Origin of the sequence: Streptomyces sp. NRRL B-1140 (assembly GCF_001280065.1) — a bacterium.
Classification (GTDB): Bacteria; Actinomycetota; Actinomycetes; order Streptomycetales; family Streptomycetaceae; genus Streptomyces.
Genome location: NZ_LGEA01000104.1, coordinates 43,264 through 61,853 on the forward strand (window position 1 = coordinate 43,264; position 18,590 = coordinate 61,853).

Below are 18,590 nucleotides of genomic sequence, written 5' to 3' on the forward strand. Positions count from 1 at the left end.
CTCACCCGATGACGACACTCGCCGACGGCACCGACACGCTCACCCGCGACGCCCTGACCGTCCTCCAGCCCGGCTTCACCGGCACCACCGCCCCCGACTGGCTGCTGCGCCGGCTCGGCGAGGGCCTGGCCTCCGTCGGACTGTTCGGCCGCAACATCGCCTCGCCGGACCAACTGGCCGCCCTGACCGCCCAGCTGCGGGCCGAGCGTGACGACGTCCTCGTCGCGATCGACGAGGAGGGCGGTGACGTGACCCGCCTGGAGGTGCGCAGCGGATCCTCCTTCCCGGGCAACCACGCCCTCGGCGCGGTCGACGACGTCGAGCTCACCCACCAGGTCGCCCACGAGCTGGGCCGGCGCCTCGCCGCCTGCGGCGTCAACCTCAACTGGGCCCCCTCCGCCGACGTCAACTCCGACCCGCGCAACCCGGTCATCGGTGTCCGCTCCTTCGGCGCCGACACCGAACTCGCCGCCCGGCACACCGCCGCCTACGTCACCGGCCTGCAGTCCGCCGGGGTCGCCGCCTGCACCAAGCACTTCCCGGGCCACGGCGACACGGCCGTCGACTCCCACCACGCCCTGCCCCGCATCGACGTCCGCGCCGAGGTGCTCGCCGGGCGCGAACTGACCCCCTTCCGTGCCGCCATCGCCGCCGGAACCCGGGCCGTCATGAGCGCCCACATCCTGGTCCCGGCGCTGGACCCCGACCGCCCGGCCACCCTCTCCCGCCGCATCCTCACCGGCCTGCTCCGCGAGGAGCTCGGCTACGACGGCCTCATCGTCACCGACGGCATGGAGATGCAGGCCATCGCCGGCACCTACGGCATCGCACGCGGCAGCGTCCTCGCCGTCGCCGCGGGCGCCGACGCGATCTGCGTGGGCGGCGGCCTCGCCGACGACGCGACCGTGCTGCGCCTCCGGGACGCCCTCGTCGGGGCCGTGCGGGCGGGTGAGCTCGCGGAGGAACGCCTCGCCGAGGCCGCCGGCCGGGTACGCGCACTGGCCCGCTGGGCGGGCGCGTCGGGCCGCCCGGCCGCGAGCACCCCCGGCACCGAGATCGGTCTGCACGCCGCCCGCCGCGCCCTCACCGTGACCGCCGCACCCGGTCTCGGCAGCCCCGACACCTTCAAGCCCCTCACGGAACCGCCCTACGTCGCCGCCCTCACCCCTGTGGCCAACATCGCGGTGGGCGACGAGACCCCCTGGGGCATCGCCGCGGAGCTCGTGCACCTCCTGCCGGGCACGGTGACGGGCAGTTTCCCGGCCGGGGACGGGCCGGAGAGCGCGGCCGGTGAGAGTGCCGGACGGGCGGCCCTGGAGGCGGCCGGCCCGCGCCGCATCGTCGCGGTCGTCCGCGACGAACACCGTCACCCCTGGATGGCTACGGCCCTCGACACCCTGCTCGCGGCCCGCCCCGACACCGTCGTCGTCGAGATGGGCGTCCCCCAGGCTGCCCCGCGTGGCGCCCTGCACATCGCCACCCACGGCGCGGCCCGCGTCTGCGGCCGGGCGGCTGCCGAAGTGATCGCCGGGATCACAGGCCTGTGAGGGAGGGGGGACCGGCCGTAGGGGCGCGGAGGTGAACCGGCCCGAAGGGCGCGGAGGTGAACCGGCCGTGCCGGTCCGGTCCGCGGCGGTACGGATGGCTACGCGGATGGGGACCCCCGCGACAGCGATGGGTTCCGGCCGGGCTTCGGCTTTCTCCTCGGAGCTGCCGCCGCGGTGTCGCGCACGACGCCGCGGCGGCACGAGACTCCCGGCTGCGGCCGGGACCGACCCCGCGGGTCACTGCATCCGGACCCCTGCCGGTCCGGCTGGTTCAGATCCCCTGCCAGTCCGGCTTGTTGGCGTAGGTGTGACGGAAGTAGCCGGCCAGCTTCAGCTTCGACGCGGCGGCCTCGTCGACGACGACGGTCGCGTGCGGGTGGAGCTGGAGCGCGGACGCGGGGCACACCGCGGCGATCGGCCCTTCCACCGTCGCCGCCACCGCGTCCGCCTTGCCCTCGCCGGTGGCGAGCAGCACCAGATGCCGCGCCTCCAGGATGGTGCCGATGCCCTGCGTGATCACGTGGTGCGGCACTTGGGTGATGTCGCCGTCGAAGAAGCGCGCGTTGTCGATCCGGGTCTGCTCGGTCAGCGTCTTGATCCGTGTCCGCGATGCCAGTGACGAGCACGGCTCGTTGAAACCTATGTGTCCGTCGGTCCCGATGCCGAGCAGCTGAAGGTCCACACCTCCCGCGTCCGACAGCGTCTTGTCATAGGCCTCGCACGCCCCCTGCATGTCCGCCGCCGTGCCGTCCGGGCCGGTGAACTGCTCCATCCCGATCCCGAGCGGCTCCAGCACCTCACGCCGCAGCACCGACCGGTACGACTCCGGGTGATCGGCGGGCAGCCCCACGTACTCGTCGAGCTGTGCGATCCGCGCCCGCCCCACGTCCACCGCGCCGGAGCGCACCTTCGCCGCCAGCGCCTCGTAGACCGGCAGAGGCGTCGAGCCCGTGGCCACGCCGAGCAGGGCGTCGGGCTTGCGCCGGAGCAGCTGTGCCATGGCCTCGGCGATGAGCTCGCCGCCCGCCTTGGTGTCCGGAACGATGACAACTTCCACGCTGGGCCTGCCGATCTGAAAGGACTGCTCAACTGGGACCTGACCCGGGAGGGGGTCGTGTGGTTTAGACCAATCTAACAGAGCGGTCCTGCCGCTCCCAGGGTGCGTACCGGCGCTCCCGCGCGGGTGGCGCCGCTGCGCCGACCAGGTCACCAGCGGGTGAACAACGCGGGTGCACAAGGAGCGGACATGCTGCGGACATGCGATCAAGCATCCCGGGCGGGCGGTGTCCGGCCCGGGGGAGTGGAATGGGGTCTGCACCCGCCCCGCCCCCGGAAGGAAACCCGCCATGACAGCCGCACCGGACCCCCTCAGCGAACTCCCGGGCCGGACCATGGCCCGCGAGATGGCGGAGCAGCCCGCCGTGCTGCGCCGGATCCTGTCCGAGGGCGCCCCCGTCATCCAGGACGTGGCCCGGCAGATCGCCGCCCGCACGCCCCGCTTCGTCCTACTGACCGCCCGCGGCACTTCCGACAACGCCGCCCTGTACGCCAAGTACCTCCTGGAGATCCGGCTCGGCCTGCCCTGCGGACTCACCTCGATGTCCACCACCACGGCCTACGGCGCCCGGCCCGACCTCACGGACGTTCTGGTGGTCACCGTCAGCCAGTCCGGCGGCTCCCCCGACCTGGTCGCCTCGACCCGGGCCGCCCGTGAGGCGGGCGCCGTCACGCTGGCCGTCACCAACAACCCGGACTCACCGCTCGCCGGTGTCTCCGAGTACCACATCGACATCATGGCCGGGCCCGAGAAGGCCCTCCCTGCGACCAAGACGTACACGGCCTCCCTTCTCGCGCTCTACCTCTTCGTCGAGGGTCTGCGGGGCGGCGACGGCGCGCCTGCGCGGGTGCTGCCGGAGCTCGCCGGGCAACTGCTCGCCCGCCAGGGGGAGGTGCGCGCGCTCGCCGCCCGCTACCGCTTCGCCGAGCGCATGGTGATCACTTCTCGCGGTTACGGCTACCCCACAGCCAAGGAGGCCGCCCTCAAGCTGATGGAGACCAGCTACATCCCCGCCCTCTCCTATTCCGGCGCGGACCTGCTGCACGGACCGCTCGCCATGGTCGACAACGTCTCCCCGGTCATCGCTGTGGTCACCGACGGCAAGGGCGGCGAAGCCCTCCAGCCCGTCCTGGACCGGCTGCGCGGCCGCGGCGCCGATCTCGTCGTCATCGGCCCCCGGCACCAGGTGGAGCAGGCCTCGGCAGGCTTCGTGCTGCCCACGGACGGCGTGGCGGAGGAGGTCCAGCCCGTGCTGGAGATCATCCCCCTTCAGCTCCTGGCCTACGAGGTCACCATCGCCCGGGGTCAGGACCCGGACGCGCCCCGGGCGCTGGCGAAGGTGACGGAGACCCGCTGAGGGCGGGGGAAGGCCGGGGCCCGCCCGCGTCCCTCCCTCGCGCGGTCAGGTGAGCGAACCCCCCGTCACGTCCACCCAACTCCCCGTTGTCCACCGCCCGCCGTCCGACACCAGGAACGCCACCACGTCGGCCACCTCTGCGGGCCGGCCCACCCCACCCAGCGCCGAATACGCCGCGGCCTTCGCCCAGCCGTCGGGACTGCCGTGCAGCAGGGGCGCCGTGTTGTCCGTGTCTATGATCCCCGGGGCCACCGAGTTCACCGTGATGCCCCGGTGCCCCAGCACCTTGGACAGGTCCCGTGACAGGACGTCCAGAGCGCCCTTCGTCATCGCGTACGCCACGTTGTCGGGCATTGCCGCCGTCCGGGCCAGCCCCGACGAGATGTTGACGACCCGGCCGCCGTCCCGCAGGCGCGCCATGGCGTGCTTGAGGATGAAGAACGGTGCCTTCACGTTCACCGCGAAGACCTCGTCGTACTCCCGCTCCTCCAGTTGATCGATGGGCCGCGTGGTGCCGATCGCCGCGTTGTTCACCAGGATGTCGAGCCCGTCGGCGTGCCGGTCGAACTCTTCCCACAGTGCTTCGGCGTCCCCGGGTGTCCCCAGTTCCACGCCCAGCGCGAACGCCGAGCCTCCGGCCCCCTCGATTGCCGCGACCGTTTCCTTGGCCGCCGTCTCGTTCCTGCCGTAGTGCACCGCGACGCGGGCGCCGTCGCGCCCCAGCCGTTCGGCGATGCCTCGCCCGATGCCCCTGCTCGCCCCCGTGACGAGTGCCGTCCTGCCCGTGAGCACGCCCATGGCGGCGCCCCCTCTCATTTTTCTAGCGGTCGCTACAGAAATGACCGTACAGCAGGCCGGCTCCATTTCTCTAGTGCCCGCTATAAAATGCACCCCATGGTGAACGAGGACGGAACCGCGAAGGTGTCGAAGACGCCCGACGCCACGAGTGCGACGGCCGCCGGTCCCGCCAAGGCCAAGGCCAGGCCCCGCGGCCGCCCCCGCTCCTTCGATCGGGAAACCGCACTCGAGAAGGCTCTCCTGGCCTTCTGGGAGCACGGCTATGAAGCGACGTCCGTCTCCGACCTCACCCGCGTCATGGACATCGGAGCCCCCAGCCTCTACTCCGCCTTCGGCGACAAGCGGTCCCTCTTCGAAGAGGTCGTCCAGGTGTACGGCACGCGATACGGCTCCTTCACCGAGCGCGCCCTCACCGAGGAGCCCACCGCCCGGGCCGCCGTGGAGCGCACCCTGCGCGAGGCCGCCACCACCTACACCGAACCCGGCCACCCGCACGGCTGCCTCGTCGTCCACGCCGCCGCGAACTGCTCGAACCCGGAGGTGGAGCAGTCGCTGCGGGACCGCCGCAACGCCAACATCGCCGCGTTCGAAAGCCGTATCAGGGCCGATGTCGCCGCCGGCGTGCTGCCGCCGGCCACCGACGCCGCCGCACTGGCCCGTCACACCGGGGCGATGATCCAGGGCATGTCACAACAGGCGCGCGATGGGGCGAGCAGGGAGGAACTAGAGGCGGTCGCGGAAATTGCCCTGTCCATCTGGCCCCGCACAGGAACCCACACGGGTTAGGCTGCCTGCTGGACTCCGCTGCGTCCGACGCGTCGCGGAAATGACAACAACGAACAACCTCCCACGCATGGACACCCTCAAGTGGTCTAGTCCACAATGCGTAACGAGAGCGCGAGTGCAACGCGCACCAGCCTCCGTCTTCCCCGCACAGGAAGGCGGACCGAGGAACCGAGGCTCTCTGCCCTGACTGCCCCGGCTCCTCATCCTTCGGCCGACCGGGACCGCACACCCCACGGCCGATGCTGCTCCGGGCTGCGGTGCCGGGAGGGTTGAGGGTCCCTCTCAGGCGCCGCGGCCCGCGGGTGTTTCAGGGCCGTGAGAACCCCCGGGTACGCTCGCACACGTGCCCTCCATGAACGAACTCGTACGCCAGCACACCGCCCTCGACGACACCGATCTCGAGTGGCTGCACCTGCTGGTGTCGGAGTGGCAGCTGCTCTCCGACCTGTCCTTCGCCGACCTGGTCCTGTGGGTCCCCACCAGCGACGGCACGCGGTACGTCTCGGTCGCCCAGATGCGGCCCAACACCGGTCCGACCTCGTACCAGGACGACATGGTGGGCCACCTCGTCCCCCGCGGGCGCCGCCCGATGCTGGACGCCGCCCTCGACGAGGGCCGCATCGTGCGCGAGGGCGACCCCGAGTGGCGTGAGGAGGTGCCCGTCCGGGTCGAGTCGATCCCCGTACGGCGGGAGGGGCGCGTCCTCGGAGTCATCGCGCGCAACACCAACCTCCTTACCGTGCGCACCCCGAGCCGCCTGGAGCTCACCTACCTGCAGAGCGCCTCCGACCTGGCTCAGATGATCGCGGCCGGGTCCTTCCCGTTCGCCAACCAGCAACTCGACATGGACGCCTCGCCCCGCGTGGGCGACGGACTGATCCGGCTCGACGCCGACGCCATCGTCCAGTACGCCTCCCCGAACGCCCTGTCCGCCTACCACCGGCTCGGCCTCGCCTCCGACCTCGTCGGCCAGCACCTGGGCAGGACCACCGCCGAACTCGCCCCGACCCGGGGTCCGGTGGACGAGGCACTCGCCAAGGTCGCCAGCGGCTGGGCGCCGCGCGAGTTCGAGATCGAGGCCAGTGACGGCGTCATCCAGTTCCGCGCGATCCCGCTCAAGCCGAAGGGCACCCGCATCGGTTCCCTCGTCCTGCTTCGGGACGTCACCGAACTGCGACGACGCGAACGCGAATTGATCACCAAGGACGCGACGATCCGGGAGATCCACCACCGCGTCAAGAACAACCTTCAGACGGTGGCGGCCCTGCTGCGCCTCCAGGCCCGGCGCATCGAGTCCGACCGCGGGCGCGAGGCCCTGGAAGAGGCGGTGCGGCGCGTCGGATCGATTGCGATCGTGCACGAGACGCTCTCCCAGAACCTGGACGAACGCGTGGAGTTCGACGACATCGCCGACCGCGTCCTGGCGATGGTCGCGGAGATCTCCCCGGGCAAGGTGGCGGGCCGGCGCACCGGCCGTTTCGGCATCCTCGACGCCGAGGTGGCCACGCCGCTGTCGATGGTGCTGACCGAGGTCTTGCAGAACGCGCTGGAGCACGGTTTCCGCGAGGGTGACACCGGCACGGTCGAGGTGTCGGCGGTTCGCGGTGGCACGACCAAGGAGGCCCGACTGCTGGTCACGGTCCAGGACGACGGGGTCGGCCTGCCGGAAGGCTTTGATCCGCACACCGCCGGCAATCTCGGCCTGCAGATCGTGCGGACCCTGGTGGAAGGCGAGTTGGGCGGCACCTTCGACATGGTCCCGGCGCCGGAGCGCGGCACCCGTGTGATCCTCGACATTCCGGTGCGGTCGCAGAAGTAGCGCGATCCGAGCACCCCGCGGCGGTCCCAGAAGGAGCAGAATCCGAGGCCCCGCGCCGGTCCCGGACAGCAATGAGCCCCGGGCCATCAAGTGGCCCGGGGCTAAAGCTCGTTGCTGCTTTACTAAGCGCATCGGGGGAACTGCGCGCTGCGGCTCGGGGGCGGGAGATGCGTACGCGCTGTCTACGGAGTAATGCCGTGAGGCACACGCGCCGCCAAGCTCAGGCTGTCAGCAGGGGTGGGTTGTCAGGCGGAGGCCTGACGGGCCCGGTTGCGGGCGGCGCGGCGCTTCATGGCGCGACGCTCGTCCTCGCTGAGACCACCCCAGACGCCGGAGTCCTGGCCGGACTCGAGCGCCCACTGCAGGCACTGCTCCATAACCGGGCAGCGACGGCAGACGGCCTTGGCTTCCTCGATCTGCAGCAGCGCAGGACCGGTGTTGCCGATGGGGAAGAAGAGCTCGGGGTCTTCCTCGCGGCAAACGGCGTTGTGACGCCAGTCCATGGCTGCTACCTCTCCTTGGTATTACGTGCAGGTGCTTGTGAATGTGAACGCTTTCACGAATCCCTCAACAAGTGAAGGGCCGACCGTCAGGGAACCCTGACGAAGGTCCTGTGAGTTGGAGAGGGGTTCTGGTGATCAGTGGAGGCCGGTCTTGCGGGCCGTCCCGATCGCCACGTAGAGACTCGCAAACCTCAGCGGCGGATACAACCCCTTCTGGAAAGTTTTTTTTGATTCTTCGGTGTCGACTAGGTCACAGCCGTACTTCCATGGGGTGGATCCTGGCCTAAACGTTCGAGTGAAAGGACTTTAGCCAGTTCTGCTCACACAATCACACGCAGTGCACGGCGTACGCCTGTGAACGTCACGCTGGTCCGCAGCCCCAGGTGGTCACCGTCCATCTGGAGGGGGAGCGGGACCTTCGAATGCAAGGTGAACTCTGTCAAGTCGTGCAGAGAGGTGGCGTGCTTGCCATGGGGTCCACGCTCGGGGGACGAAGTGAGCAACTGGGTGCCATACCGGGCAACCGCCGCGGTGGAGAGACGGCTGAGACCGAAGAGATCGAGGCCGGTATCGAACGAGGCTTTAGGCGCCGCGTAGATCGGGCGATTCCCCAGAAACGTCCAGGGGGAGGTGTTCGAGACTATGGACAGCACCAGATCGGTGACCGGATCCTCGCCGGCCCGTTCCAGTGTGATCGTCCCGTTCCGGCGGTTCGGCTCGCCCAGAAGCTGGCGCATCACCTGGCGCACGTAGAGAGCGTGTGTGGATTTCCGGCCCCGCTCGCGATGCTGCTCCACACGGCCCACCACACCGGCGTCGAAGCCGAGCCCCGCGTTGAAGGTGAACCAGCGGGCCGGCACCGACTCGTCCTCCGTGCCCGGCGTGCCCGAGGTCAGGCCCAGGCCGACGGTTCGCTCGCTGCCGTCGCGCAGGGCGTCCAGCAGGGCGCCGGTCGCTTCCACGGCGTCGTTGGGCAGGCCCAGGGCGCGGGCGAAGACATTGGTGGAGCCGCCTGGGACCACGGCCAGGCCGGGCAGATGGCCCGGCGCGGGGCCGGCGTGCAGGAGGCCGTTGACCACCTCGTTGACCGTGCCGTCGCCGCCGAGGGCCACCACCAGATCGATGTCGTCGCTGTCCGCCGCCTGCCGGCCGAGGTCGCGGGCGTGCCCCCGGTACTCGGTGGTGACCGCCTCCAGCTTCATCTCGCTGGCGAGCGCGTGGATCAGTACGTCGCGTGTGCGCGCACTTGTGGTGGTTGCCGCCGGATTGACCACGAGGAGTGCACGCATGACTGGCAGCGTACCTACTGGGGGGTACCGGGCCCATACCGAGGTAGGGATCCGGTAAGAGAGCGGAGGTGAACGGCACCTCGGGGGGCGTGTACGACGGGGGCTACTCTTCAGGGGTGAGCAGTGAGCAGATCCCCACCACCGAGGAAACCACCGGCCTCCGCCCCCGGCGTGTGACGTACGCCGCGCTGCTGGCCGCGCTGGAAGGCCTCGCTCTGGTCGTCGGCGGGGTCTGGATCCTCGTCCTCGGCCTCACGGGGCATCCCGACGACCGGCAGCAGGCCGTGACCGGTGGCATCACGCTGGTCGTGCTCGCACTGCTGCCGCTGTTCGCGGCCCGCGGACTGCTCGCCCTGCGCAGCTGGAGCCGCGGCCCGGCCGTGATCACGCAGCTGATGGCGCTCCCCGTGGCCTACAACCTGCTGCAGGCCGACAGCATGGCCATCCCGGGCGGGATCGCCCTCGCGGCCGTGGCCGTCGCGTCGCTGGTGCTGCTGGTGAACCCCGAGACGACCCGGGCCCTCGGGATCCGCGGGCCCGGCAGCACCGGCAACCAGGAGAAGTAGCCGTCACTCCTCGACGAGGAGCTTCTCCCGCAGCTGCGCCAGCGTGCGCGCCAGCAGCCGGGAGACGTGCATCTGCGAGATGCCGACCTCCTGGGCGATCTGCGACTGCGTCATGTTGCCGAAGAACCGCAGCAGCAGGATCCGCTTCTCGCGTGGTGGGAGATCCTCCAGCAGCGGCTTGAGGGACTCCCGGTACTCCACGCCCTCCAGCGCCTCGTCCTCGGCGCCGAGGGTGTCCGCGACCGCCGGGGACTCGTCGTCGGTGTCGGGGACGTCCAGGGACAGCGTGGAGTACGCGTTGGCGGACTCCAGACCCTCCAGGACCTCCTCCTCGGAAATCGCCAGCTTCTCGGCGAGCTCGTGAACCGTGGGGGAGCGGCCGTGCAGCTGCGAGAGCTCGGCCGTGGCCGTGGTCAGCGCCAGACGCAGCTCCTGCAGCCGACGCGGGACGCGGACCGCCCAGCCCTTGTCGCGGAAGTGCCGCTTGATCTCGCCGACGACCGTCGGAGTCGCATACGTCGAGAACTCCACGCCGCGGTCCGGGTCGAAACGGTCGACCGACTTGATCAGTCCGATCGTGGCGACCTGGGTGAGGTCGTCCAGCGGCTCCCCCCGGTTGCGGAAGCGGCGCGCGAGGTGCTCCACGAGCGGCAGATGCATCCGGACCAGCTGATTGCGCAGCTCCGCGTACTCGGGACTGCCGCTGCTCAGGGTGCGCAGCTTGAGGAACATCTCGCGCGCCCCACTGCGGTCAGGCGAGCCGTGCTGCGCGCCCTGTGCGTGATGCGCGCGCGGCGTCTGATCCTCGGAGTGTCGCTCGTGCTCGCTCATCGTCTCGCCCGTCGCCCTTCCCCGAGCCCTCGCCTCCTCCGCCACCCTCGACTTCGCGGGAGTGGGGGGACCCCCCTGGGCCGGGGGTACGGCGATCCCCTCGCCCGCGGACGCGCTCCGTACGGCACCGTCCCGGTCCAGCCGCCCGCCGCCCGGAAGGACGGCCCCCGCGGAGTCGTCCTCGGGATGCGGGCGGGCCTGCTCGGGGATGCCGTCGATGCCGTCCGCCATGCGCCGGGCGCCGGCCGGGCCGCTCGTGCCCGTGCTCTCGGCCGGCAGCTCTCGTGTGCCGCGCTCTTCGTCCCGCACCGGCCCGTCCTCGCTCCTCACGCCGGCCCGGGTCCCGCGCCGCGCTGTTTGTAGAGGCTGATCGAAACGGTTTTGTCCTTGTCCACGGCGGAAGAGACCTTGCCCGCCAGAGCGGACAGGACGGTCCAGGCGAAGGTGTCCCGCGAAGGGGCATGACCATCCGTGGTCGGCGCCGAGACGGTGACCTCGAGTGAGTCGTCGACGAGGCGGAAGACACAACTGAGCACCGAGCCGGGCACGGCCTGCTGAAGCAGGATCGCGCAGGCCTCGTCCACCGCGATGCGCAGGTCCTCGATCTCGTCGAGGGTGAAGTCCAAACGGGCCGCGAGACCGGCCGTGGCCGTACGCAGCACCGACAGGTAGGCCCCCGCGGCCGGCAGCCGGACTTCCACGAAGTCCTGGGTCGCGGGCTCGCCTGCGATCTGGGACACCCTCACCTCCATGGTGGTACAAGCGTTTCAGGGCCGAGGGTCGCCCCTCGGGATAACGCGATACGTGGTTCAGCGGTGACGCTACCGCGCTCTCGACGGTCCTGTCCCCGGGACCCCAACCCCTTGTCGTCACTCACAGTAAACCTGTGGATACGCTCCGTGTCTAGGGGTTGGGCGGGCCCAAATGGGAAGAGCGCGCGCCGGGTTGACGTACCCAGACGTCAGACGGTCGAACCGTCCGCCGCCGGGGCCCTGTCGCGTCACACCAGGACGTGGTCGACGAAGCACCAGCGCCAGGTCTCTCCGGGCTCGTGGGTCCGCATCACCGGGTGACCGGACTCCTTGTGGTGCTCCGCCGCGTGCCGTCCCGGTGAGGAGTCGCAGCAGCCGACGTGACCGCAGCTGAGGCACAGCCGCAGTTGCACCGGATCCATGCCCTCCGCCAGGCACTCCGGACACGTCTCGCTGAGCGGGCCGGGTTCGGGATGCGGCAGCGCGTCGGCATGCGTGCACTGTTTCATGATTGCCAGGTTACGACGGTCGGGCGGAAGACCGCGTCGAAAAATGAGGGCGGGCGAGAACGATGGACGTGATGCCACTGCTGCTGCTCGTGGCGGGCAGCGCCGCGATCGCCGCGGCCGCGCGGCGGACCCCGGTGCCTGCGCCGCTGCTGCTGGTGGCCGTGGCGCTGGCGGTCAGCTACGTACCGGGGGTACCCGAGTACACGCTCGACCCGCATGTCGTCCTGCCGCTCATCCTGCCCCCGCTGCTGCACACCGCCGCGACCGACAGCTCCTACCTCGACCTGCGGGCGCAGCTGCGGCCGGTCGCGATGCTGTCCGTCGGGTACGTGCTGTTCGCGACCTTCGTCGTCGGCTGGGCCCTGTACGTGATCGTGCCGGGGATGCCGCTCACCGCGGCCCTGGTCTTCGGCGCGGTGGTGGCGCCCCCGGATGCCGTCGCGGCCACGGCGGTCGCCCGCCGCGTGGGGCTGCCGTCACGGATCACCACGATCCTCCAGGGCGAGTCCCTGCTGAACGACGCCACCGCGATCACCGCCTACCGGGTGGCCCTGGCCGCCGCCGTCGGCGAGGGCGCGACCTGGGTCGGGGGCATCGGCGAGTTCCTGCTCGCGGCGGTCGGCGGTGTCGTGGTGGGCCTGCTGCTGATGGCGCCGATCCACTGGCTGCGCACGCACTTGAAGGAAGCGCTGCTGCAGAACACGCTGTCGCTGCTGATCCCCTTCGTCGCGTACGCCGTCGCCGAGCAGCTCCACGCCTCCGGCGTCCTCGCGGTCGTGGTCGTCGCGCTCTACCTGGGACACCGCGCGTGGGAGGTGGATTTCGCGACCCGCCTGCAGGAGGAGGCGGTCTGGAAGATGGTCGCCTTCGTCCTGGAATCAGCCGTGTTCGCGCTGATCGGCCTGCAGCTGCCGGTGGTGCTGAGGGGCCTCGGGGAGTACGAGGGTGTCGACGCCGCCTGGTACGCGATCGCCGTCTTCCTGGTCGTCGTCGCCGCCCGGTTCGTCTGGGTGTACCCCGCCACCTTCCTGCCGCGGCTGCTGTCCGCCCGAGTGCGGGAACGGGAAGAGAACCCGACGTGGAAGGGGCCGTTCGTGATCGCGTGGGCCGGGATGCGGGGGGTCGTCTCGCTGGCCATCGCCTTCTCCATCCCGCTCACCATGCACGACGGGGAGGAGCTCTTCCCGCAGCGCAACCTCATCCTCTTCCTGACCTTCACGACGGTCATCGGGACCCTGGTGGTGCAGGGCCTGACCCTGCCGCCGCTCATCCGGGTGCTGAAGTTCCCCGGGCGGGACGCCCAGACCCAGACACTGGCCGAGGCCAACGCCCAGGCTCAGGCCTCCCGGGCCGCCGAACGGCGCCTTGACGAACTCCTCACCGACGAGCGCAACGCCCTGCCCGCCCCGCTCGCCGACCGGCTGCGCATCGTGCTGGAGCGCCGCCGCAATGCCGTGTGGGAGCGGCTCGGCCAGGCCAACCCGGTCACCGGGGAATCCGTCGACGACACCTACCGCCGGCTGTCGCGCGAGATGATCAGCGCCGAGCGCGAGGTGTTCGTCAGACTCCGGGACGGCCGTTACATCGACGACGAGATGCTGCGGACCCTGCTGCGCAGGCTGGACCTGGAAGAGGCGGCGGCGTTCCGGGAGGCGGCGTGACGGCGGACCGTCGCGGCGGCCCTGACCCTGGCCCCTGCCGGGCTCGCGCCGAACGCCTCCGGCACGGCGTGACCGCCTCCGGCGCCGTTCCGAACGCCTCCGGCACGGCACGAGCGCGTTCGGAACGGCGCCGGTACGTCAGGGAAAGGGGCGGCCGGTGATCACGGCCGCGACCGCCGTCCCGCGCGGGAAGGCCCCCTCACCCGCCAGCGTGACGAGTCCGTACAGCAGCTTGGCGACATACAGACGCTCCACGGGCAGGCCGTGCCGTTGCTCGAAGTCCGCCGCGAAGGCGTCGAGCTCGGCGGGCACGCGCGCGTAGCCACCGAACGGGAAGCGCCCGTCCAGGCTCCAGGTGCCGCGCCGGCCACCGAACGCCTCATGCTGCAGGGCCTCCGTCTCGGCGGTCAGGAAGCCGCCCTTGAGCACCGGCACGCCCAGGGCGCGCACGCCGGGGCCGAGGCCGGCGGCCAGCCCCGCCAGCGTGCCACCGGTACCGCAGGCCACGGCGACGACCTCGGCCAGGCCCCTCAGCTCGGTGCCGAGCGCGCGGCACCCGCGTACGGCCTCGGCGTTGCTGCCGCCCTCGGGGACGACGTACGCGTCCTCGGCGTCGGCCGCGCGCAGGATGCCGGCCAGGTCCCGGGGTGAGGACTTGCGGCGGTAGGTCGCCCTGTCGACGAAGTGCAGCCGCATGCCGTCGGACGCGCAGCGCGCCAGGGAGGGGTTGAGAGGCCGGCCGGCCAGCTCGTCGCCGCGTACGACACCGACCGTGGGAATGCCGAGCAGCCGGCCGGCCGCGGCCGTCGCGCGCAGATGGTTGGACCAGGCGCCGCCGAAGGTCACGACGGTACGGCCGGCCGCCGCGGTCAGGTTCGGCGCGAGCTTGCGCCACTTGTTCCCGATCAGCTCCGGGTGGATCAGATCGTCCCGCTTCAGTAGCAACCGGACGCCCCGGTGCTCGAACCGGTCGTCCACGACTTCCTGCACCGGTGACGGCAGCCGGGGACGCAGCGCGGCGAGTCCGGGCGGGTCGGTGCTGGTCATCGGGCCATTGTCACCCGCACGTGGAGAGGAGGGAGGCGCGGGGGGCTGACGCCGTGGCGTTCCCGGGCACCCGGTCCCCGCCCTCCCCGTCCCGGACGCGGCGCTTTCGCCGGAAGTGGGCGCTTTCGAACGCTGTGACGGGCCCCTACTGCCCAACAGTGCGAAGATCCATTCCCGCTCTTTCGGGTAATAGCACCAGCCCGTCACGTGCGGAAGGCTTGCGGGTGCACATCGATGCCCGAGGCATGGGGGGCGTCGTCACAAACGGGAGGGCAGTTCTCTATGTCGGTAGGCGAAGAGGTCCGCACGGAGCAGACCAAGCCGCAGCAGAGTCTCGGCACGGCGGCCGCGCGGAACCTGGCCACCACGACCAAGTCCGTGCCGCAGATGCAGGAGATCAGCTCGCGCTGGCTGCTCCGGATGCTGCCCTGGGTCGACATCCAGGGCGGCACATACCGGGTGAACCGCCGGCTGACGTTCGCCGTGGGGGACGGCCGGGTGACGTTCGTGAAGACCGGCGACCGCGTCGAGGTCATCCCCGCCGAACTGGGGGAGTTGCCGGCACTGCGGTCGTACGAGGACGAGGAGGTGCTCTTCGAGATCTCCCGCCGCTGCGAACAGCGGGAGATCCCGGCGGGCGAGGTGATCGCCTCCTTCGGCAGCCCGACCGACGAGGTGTACCTCCTGGCGCACGGCAGGGTGGAGAAGGTCGGGACCGGCCCCTATGGCGACGACGAGTCCCTCGGAGTCCTCGCCGACGGCGCCTACTTCGGCGATGAGGCGCTGCTCGACGAGGACGCGATCTGGGAGTTCACGGCCCGCGCCCTCACCGCGTGCACCGTGCTCGTGCTGCCCCGCCAGGAGTTCGAGCAGATCGCGGAGCGCTCGGACACCCTGCGCGAACACCTCCGGCAGCGCCGCTCGATCCCCTCGCAGCGCTCCAACCGGTACGGCGAGAAAGAGATCGACCTCGCCGCCGGTCACTCCGGCGAGCCGGACATCCCCCACACCTTCGTCGACTACGAGGCCCGCCCGCGTGAGTACGAACTGAGCGTTGCCCAGACCGTGCTGCGCATCCACACGCGCGTGGCCGACCTCTACAACCAGCCCATGAACCAGACCGAGCAGCAGATCCGGCTGACGGTCGAGGCCCTGAAAGAGCGCCAGGAGCACGAGCTCGTCAACAACCGGGACTTCGGGCTGCTGCACAACTGCGAGTACGACCAGCGGATCCAGCCGCACGACGGCGTGCCCAGCCCGGACGACCTCGACGAGCTGCTCAGCAGGCGCCGCGGCACCAAGATGCTCCTCGCCCATCCACGTGCCATCGCCGCGTTCGGCCGCGAACTCAACAAGCGCGGGCTGGTGCCCGAAACCATCGACATGAGCGGCAACCGCATCCCGACCTGGCGCGGTGTGCCGATCTTCCCGTGCAACAAGATCCCGGTCTCGGAAGCCCGTACGACGTCCATCATCGCTCTGCGTACCGGCGAGGCCGACCAGGGCGTCATCGGACTGCGCGCCTCAGGCATCCCGGACGAGATCGAGCCGAGCCTGTCGGTGCGTTTCATGGGCATCAACGAACAGGCCATCATCAAGTACCTGGTCACGGCGTACTACTCCGCCGCGGTCCTGGTACCGGACGCGCTCGGCGTCCTGGAGAACGTCGAGATCGGCCGCTGGCGGTGACGCTGCCGACCGGCCGGCTGTGTCCCCGCCCGTCCAGGCGGGTACATCCTCGGGGCACGTGCCCAGCGACAGCGGCAGCGCCAGCCTCCGCTCATCCTCCGAGGCGGTCCCATGGGTGAGTCCCTCACGGAGTCCAGGACGGAGACGACGCTGCCCGCCCCGGGCGGGCAGCGGCAGGCCGAGCCCCGGCAGGCCGCCGGGACACCGGAAGGACGAGGGACCATCGGGATACAGCGGGACGGCCGGCCGGCACCGACCGAGGGACACGAGGCGGTCGCGTTGCTGGAGCGGGCCCGGGCGGAGGTCGATCCGGTGTTGCGGGCCGCGCTCGGCTCGCTGCCGGGGCCGATGTGCCGGATCGCGCTCTACCACTTCGGCTGGGCTCAGGCCGACGGCACTGCTGCGGAGGGCAGCTCCGGCAAGGCCATCCGGCCCGCGCTGGTCCTCGCCGCCGCGGCCGCCGGCGGCGGGTCCGAGGCGCGGGCGCGGGCGGTTCGGGCAGCGGCCGCGGTGGAGCTCGTCCACAACTTCACGCTCCTGCACGACGACGTGATGGACCGGGACACCGCCCGTCGCCATCGCCCCACCGCCTGGACCGTGTTCGGCGACGCCGACGCCATTCTCGCCGGGGACGCCCTGCAGGCGCTGGCCCTGCGGCTGCTCGCCCAGGACCCGCACCCGGCGGCCCCGGCCGCCGCCGCCCGGCTCGCGGACTGCGTGGTCGAACTGTGCGCGGGGCAGCACGCGGACACGGCGATGGAACGCCGCGCTCCGGCGGAGGTCACGCTCGACGAGGTGCTCGCCATGGCGGAGGCCAAGACGGGCGCTCTGCTCGGGAGTGCCTGCGCCATCGGCGGTATGTACGCGGGTGCCTCGGAGGCGGAAGTGACGGCGCTGGAGGCGTTCGGCCGGGAGGCCGGGCTCGCCTTCCAGCTCATAGACGACGTCATCGGCATATGGGGCGACCCGCGCCGCACCGGAAAGCCCGTCGGTGCCGACCTGGCCGCCCGCAAGAAGTCGCTGCCGGTGGTGGCGGCGATCGCCTCCGGCCACCCGGCGGCGGCCGAACTCGCCGCGCTGTACGCACGACCCGGCGAGACCGAGGACGTGGAGCACATCGCCCTGGCAGTGGAGCGCGCGGGCGGCCGTGACTGGGCCCAGGACCAGGCGGCCGACCGGATGGCCCGGGCGATGCAGCAACTGGCCCGTGCGGTGCCGGACCCGGAGGCGGCGGGCGGCCTGCTGGCCCTCGCCGAATTCGTGACCCGGCGGGCCCGTTGACGCCGCCCCCGGCACGCGGCGGACGTCAACGACCGGTATGAGGCAAGGCCGATGAGCGGCAGCACCAGGGACGCTCCTCAGGCCACCGAAGGGCAAGACCCCGGAGCGCCCGGGGCCGTGCGGCTCCTGACCCCGCACGGTCACCGGCCTCCGGTCGGCGGGTCCCGCACTGCCCCACGGTGTGCGGGGCCCGCCTCCTTCCCGTGAACGCCTGCCGGAACGCCCCAAGGAGCGGCACCCGGACCGACTCGACCGCCGTACGGCCTCCCCATCGGTCGAATTTGAGCAAACGTTCGACTGAATCCCGCCAAGATCCCGCTCGCATCGCCCTCTTCCGGCCAACGCCCATACGATCAGGGCGCGTCGGGACGAGCGAAGGGGCGGGGCATGGGTGTGGCCATCCGGACGGCGGACTCGGGGGACAGGGAGCTGATCGTCCGGCTGCTGGACGAGGCGTTCCAGGACGACCCGGTGAGCGGCTGGGTCTTCCCCGGAGCCGAGGAGCGCCGTGCCAAGCACCCCGGGCTCATGGCCGCCTTCACCGACATCGTGCTCGAGGCCGGCCGCATAGATGTCACCGAGGACGGCTCGGCCTGCGCCCTGTGGCTCTCCATGCCCGCCGACGAGGACCACGACGAGCCCGCCGGCCGTGACGGCGCCGCCGAGGACGAAGGCCCGGCCCTGGTGCGGGAGGCCGTCGACCCCGACAACGAGCGCATCGAGATGATCGGCCGGCTGACGGCCGCCATTCACCCCGCCGGGCGGGCCCACGAGTACCTGTGGATGATCGGCGTGGCACCCGGCCGCCAGGGCGAAGGCCTCGGGACCGCGCTCATCGAGAGCGTCCTCGACCGCTGCGACCGTGAGGCCCTGCCCGCCTACCTGGAGGCCAGCAGCGCCCGCAGCCGCAAGCTGTACGAGCGCCTGGGCTTCGAACTCGTCGGCCCGGTACTGGACCTCCCGGACGGCCCGGCGATGTGGCCCATGTGGCGCGAGCCCGGACCGCAGCGGCAGTCGGCGTAGGCCCGAACGGGCGAGAGCGCGGCCGCTTGCACTGCACTCACTGCGCGGCAACGGCGCCCGCTCTCCGTCGCCCGG

Annotated in this window: 17 protein-coding genes; 9 read left to right on the forward strand and 8 right to left on the reverse strand. The window is 71.3% G+C overall.

Translation table 11 applies throughout. The annotated features are described in order from the left end of the window. The first annotated feature begins 8 nt into the window (after window positions 1–8). Complete coding sequence (locus ADK65_RS23800; protein ID WP_053672406.1) at window positions 9–1,547, forward strand: glycoside hydrolase family 3 protein; 1,539 nt, start codon at window positions 9–11, stop codon at window positions 1,545–1,547. A 271-nt stretch (window positions 1,548–1,818) separates the two neighbouring features. On the opposite strand, the gene nagB is transcribed toward ADK65_RS23800, so the two are convergent. Beyond that, the gene (gene nagB / locus ADK65_RS23805) at window positions 1,819–2,604 is read right to left on the reverse strand and encodes a glucosamine-6-phosphate deaminase (RefSeq protein ID WP_053672407.1); all 786 of its coding nucleotides are present in this window, start codon (window positions 2,602–2,604) and stop codon (window positions 1,819–1,821) included. 289 nt (window positions 2,605–2,893) lie between these two features. Here nagB and ADK65_RS23810 point away from each other — a divergent pair, with 289 nt between their 5' ends. Further along, a complete protein-coding gene (locus ADK65_RS23810; protein WP_053672408.1) occupies window positions 2,894–3,961 on the forward strand; it encodes an SIS domain-containing protein in 1,068 nt (355 codons plus the stop codon). A 45-nt stretch (window positions 3,962–4,006) separates the two neighbouring features. On the opposite strand, the gene ADK65_RS23815 is transcribed toward ADK65_RS23810, so the two are convergent. Continuing rightward, window positions 4,007–4,759 carry an SDR family oxidoreductase gene (locus ADK65_RS23815; RefSeq protein WP_053672409.1) on the reverse strand — a complete coding sequence of 251 codons (753 nt, stop codon included), beginning with the start codon at window positions 4,757–4,759 and terminating at the stop codon, window positions 4,007–4,009. A gap of 96 nt (window positions 4,760–4,855) precedes the next feature. Here ADK65_RS23815 and ADK65_RS23820 point away from each other — a divergent pair, with 96 nt between their 5' ends. Then, window positions 4,856–5,545 (forward strand): TetR/AcrR family transcriptional regulator, encoded by a 690-nt coding sequence (locus ADK65_RS23820; RefSeq protein WP_053672410.1) that lies wholly within the window; start codon window positions 4,856–4,858, stop codon window positions 5,543–5,545. 352 nt (window positions 5,546–5,897) lie between these two features. Then, complete coding sequence (locus ADK65_RS23825) at window positions 5,898–7,364, forward strand: sensor histidine kinase (RefSeq protein ID WP_053672411.1); 1,467 nt, start codon at window positions 5,898–5,900, stop codon at window positions 7,362–7,364. A gap of 245 nt (window positions 7,365–7,609) precedes the next feature. Here the strand turns inward: ADK65_RS23825 and ADK65_RS23830 are convergent, their stop codons facing one another. Together ADK65_RS23830 and ADK65_RS23835 are read right to left on the reverse strand one after the other, a co-directional pair. Then, window positions 7,610–7,867 (reverse strand): WhiB family transcriptional regulator, encoded by a 258-nt coding sequence (locus tag ADK65_RS23830; RefSeq protein WP_016639615.1) that lies wholly within the window; start codon window positions 7,865–7,867, stop codon window positions 7,610–7,612. Window positions 7,868–8,187: 320 nt separating this feature from the next. Next, complete coding sequence (locus ADK65_RS23835) at window positions 8,188–9,156, reverse strand: diacylglycerol/lipid kinase family protein (RefSeq protein WP_053672412.1); 969 nt, start codon at window positions 9,154–9,156, stop codon at window positions 8,188–8,190. A gap of 116 nt (window positions 9,157–9,272) precedes the next feature. On the opposite strand from ADK65_RS23835, the gene ADK65_RS23840 reads away from it, so the two are divergent. After that, window positions 9,273–9,722, forward strand: a complete 450-nt coding sequence (locus ADK65_RS23840; protein WP_053672438.1) for a hypothetical protein — start codon at window positions 9,273–9,275, stop codon at window positions 9,720–9,722. A 3-nt stretch (window positions 9,723–9,725) separates the two neighbouring features. Here ADK65_RS23840 and ADK65_RS23845 read toward each other — a convergent pair whose 3' ends face one another. The 3 genes from ADK65_RS23845 to ADK65_RS23855 form a co-directional block, all read right to left on the reverse strand. Next, window positions 9,726–10,862, reverse strand: coding sequence for an RNA polymerase sigma factor SigF (locus ADK65_RS23845; RefSeq protein WP_078956104.1), 1,137 nt, complete (start codon window positions 10,860–10,862; stop codon window positions 9,726–9,728). Between the two features lie 17 nt (window positions 10,863–10,879). After that, a complete protein-coding gene (locus ADK65_RS23850; RefSeq protein WP_003992877.1) occupies window positions 10,880–11,293 on the reverse strand; it encodes a hypothetical protein in 414 nt (137 codons plus the stop codon). A gap of 260 nt (window positions 11,294–11,553) precedes the next feature. Next, window positions 11,554–11,814 (reverse strand): UBP-type zinc finger domain-containing protein, encoded by a 261-nt coding sequence (locus ADK65_RS23855; RefSeq protein WP_053672413.1) that lies wholly within the window; start codon window positions 11,812–11,814, stop codon window positions 11,554–11,556. Between the two features lie 62 nt (window positions 11,815–11,876). Here ADK65_RS23855 and ADK65_RS23860 point away from each other — a divergent pair, with 62 nt between their 5' ends. Beyond that, a complete protein-coding gene (locus ADK65_RS23860) occupies window positions 11,877–13,475 on the forward strand; it encodes a Na+/H+ antiporter (protein WP_053672414.1) in 1,599 nt (532 codons plus the stop codon). A gap of 138 nt (window positions 13,476–13,613) precedes the next feature. On the opposite strand, the gene ADK65_RS23865 is transcribed toward ADK65_RS23860, so the two are convergent. Then, window positions 13,614–14,522, reverse strand: coding sequence for a 1-aminocyclopropane-1-carboxylate deaminase/D-cysteine desulfhydrase (locus tag ADK65_RS23865; RefSeq protein ID WP_053672415.1), 909 nt, complete (start codon window positions 14,520–14,522; stop codon window positions 13,614–13,616). Between the two features lie 282 nt (window positions 14,523–14,804). Here ADK65_RS23865 and ADK65_RS23870 point away from each other — a divergent pair, with 282 nt between their 5' ends. The 3 genes from ADK65_RS23870 (at window position 14,805) to ADK65_RS23880 (ending at window position 18,515) form a co-directional block, all read left to right on the forward strand. Beyond that, window positions 14,805–16,211 (forward strand): family 2B encapsulin nanocompartment shell protein, encoded by a 1,407-nt coding sequence (locus tag ADK65_RS23870; protein ID WP_053672416.1) that lies wholly within the window; start codon window positions 14,805–14,807, stop codon window positions 16,209–16,211. 111 nt (window positions 16,212–16,322) lie between these two features. Then, window positions 16,323–17,492: a family 2 encapsulin nanocompartment cargo protein polyprenyl transferase gene (locus tag ADK65_RS23875; protein ID WP_053672417.1), complete on the forward strand. Its 1,170-nt coding sequence runs from the start codon at window positions 16,323–16,325 to the stop codon at window positions 17,490–17,492. Between the two features lie 387 nt (window positions 17,493–17,879). After that, window positions 17,880–18,515, forward strand: a complete 636-nt coding sequence (locus ADK65_RS23880) for a GNAT family N-acetyltransferase (RefSeq protein ID WP_053672418.1) — start codon at window positions 17,880–17,882, stop codon at window positions 18,513–18,515. Window positions 18,516–18,590: the final 75 nt, after the last annotated feature.

Coding starts and splice junctions, on each gene's coding strand:
- ADK65_RS23800 (WP_053672406.1), top strand. CDS start 9: ATGACGACACTCGCCGACGGCACCGACACGCTCACCCGCGACGCCCTG.
- ADK65_RS23810 (WP_053672408.1), top strand. CDS start 2,894: ATGACAGCCGCACCGGACCCCCTCAGCGAACTCCCGGGCCGGACCATG.
- ADK65_RS23820 (WP_053672410.1), top strand. CDS start 4,856: ATGGTGAACGAGGACGGAACCGCGAAGGTGTCGAAGACGCCCGACGCC.
- ADK65_RS23860 (WP_053672414.1), top strand. CDS start 11,877: ATGGACGTGATGCCACTGCTGCTGCTCGTGGCGGGCAGCGCCGCGATC.
- ADK65_RS23815 (WP_053672409.1), bottom strand. CDS start 4,759: ATGGGCGTGCTCACGGGCAGGACGGCACTCGTCACGGGGGCGAGCAGG.
- ADK65_RS23880 (WP_053672418.1), top strand. CDS start 17,880: ATGGGTGTGGCCATCCGGACGGCGGACTCGGGGGACAGGGAGCTGATC.
- ADK65_RS23835 (WP_053672412.1), bottom strand. CDS start 9,156: ATGCGTGCACTCCTCGTGGTCAATCCGGCGGCAACCACCACAAGTGCG.
- ADK65_RS23865 (WP_053672415.1), bottom strand. CDS start 14,522: ATGACCAGCACCGACCCGCCCGGACTCGCCGCGCTGCGTCCCCGGCTG.
- ADK65_RS23855 (WP_053672413.1), bottom strand. CDS start 11,814: ATGAAACAGTGCACGCATGCCGACGCGCTGCCGCATCCCGAACCCGGC.
- ADK65_RS23875 (WP_053672417.1), top strand. CDS start 16,323: ATGGGTGAGTCCCTCACGGAGTCCAGGACGGAGACGACGCTGCCCGCC.
- ADK65_RS23825 (WP_053672411.1), top strand. CDS start 5,898: ATGAACGAACTCGTACGCCAGCACACCGCCCTCGACGACACCGATCTC.
- ADK65_RS23870 (WP_053672416.1), top strand. CDS start 14,805: ATGTCGGTAGGCGAAGAGGTCCGCACGGAGCAGACCAAGCCGCAGCAG.
- ADK65_RS23830 (WP_016639615.1), bottom strand. CDS start 7,867: ATGGACTGGCGTCACAACGCCGTTTGCCGCGAGGAAGACCCCGAGCTC.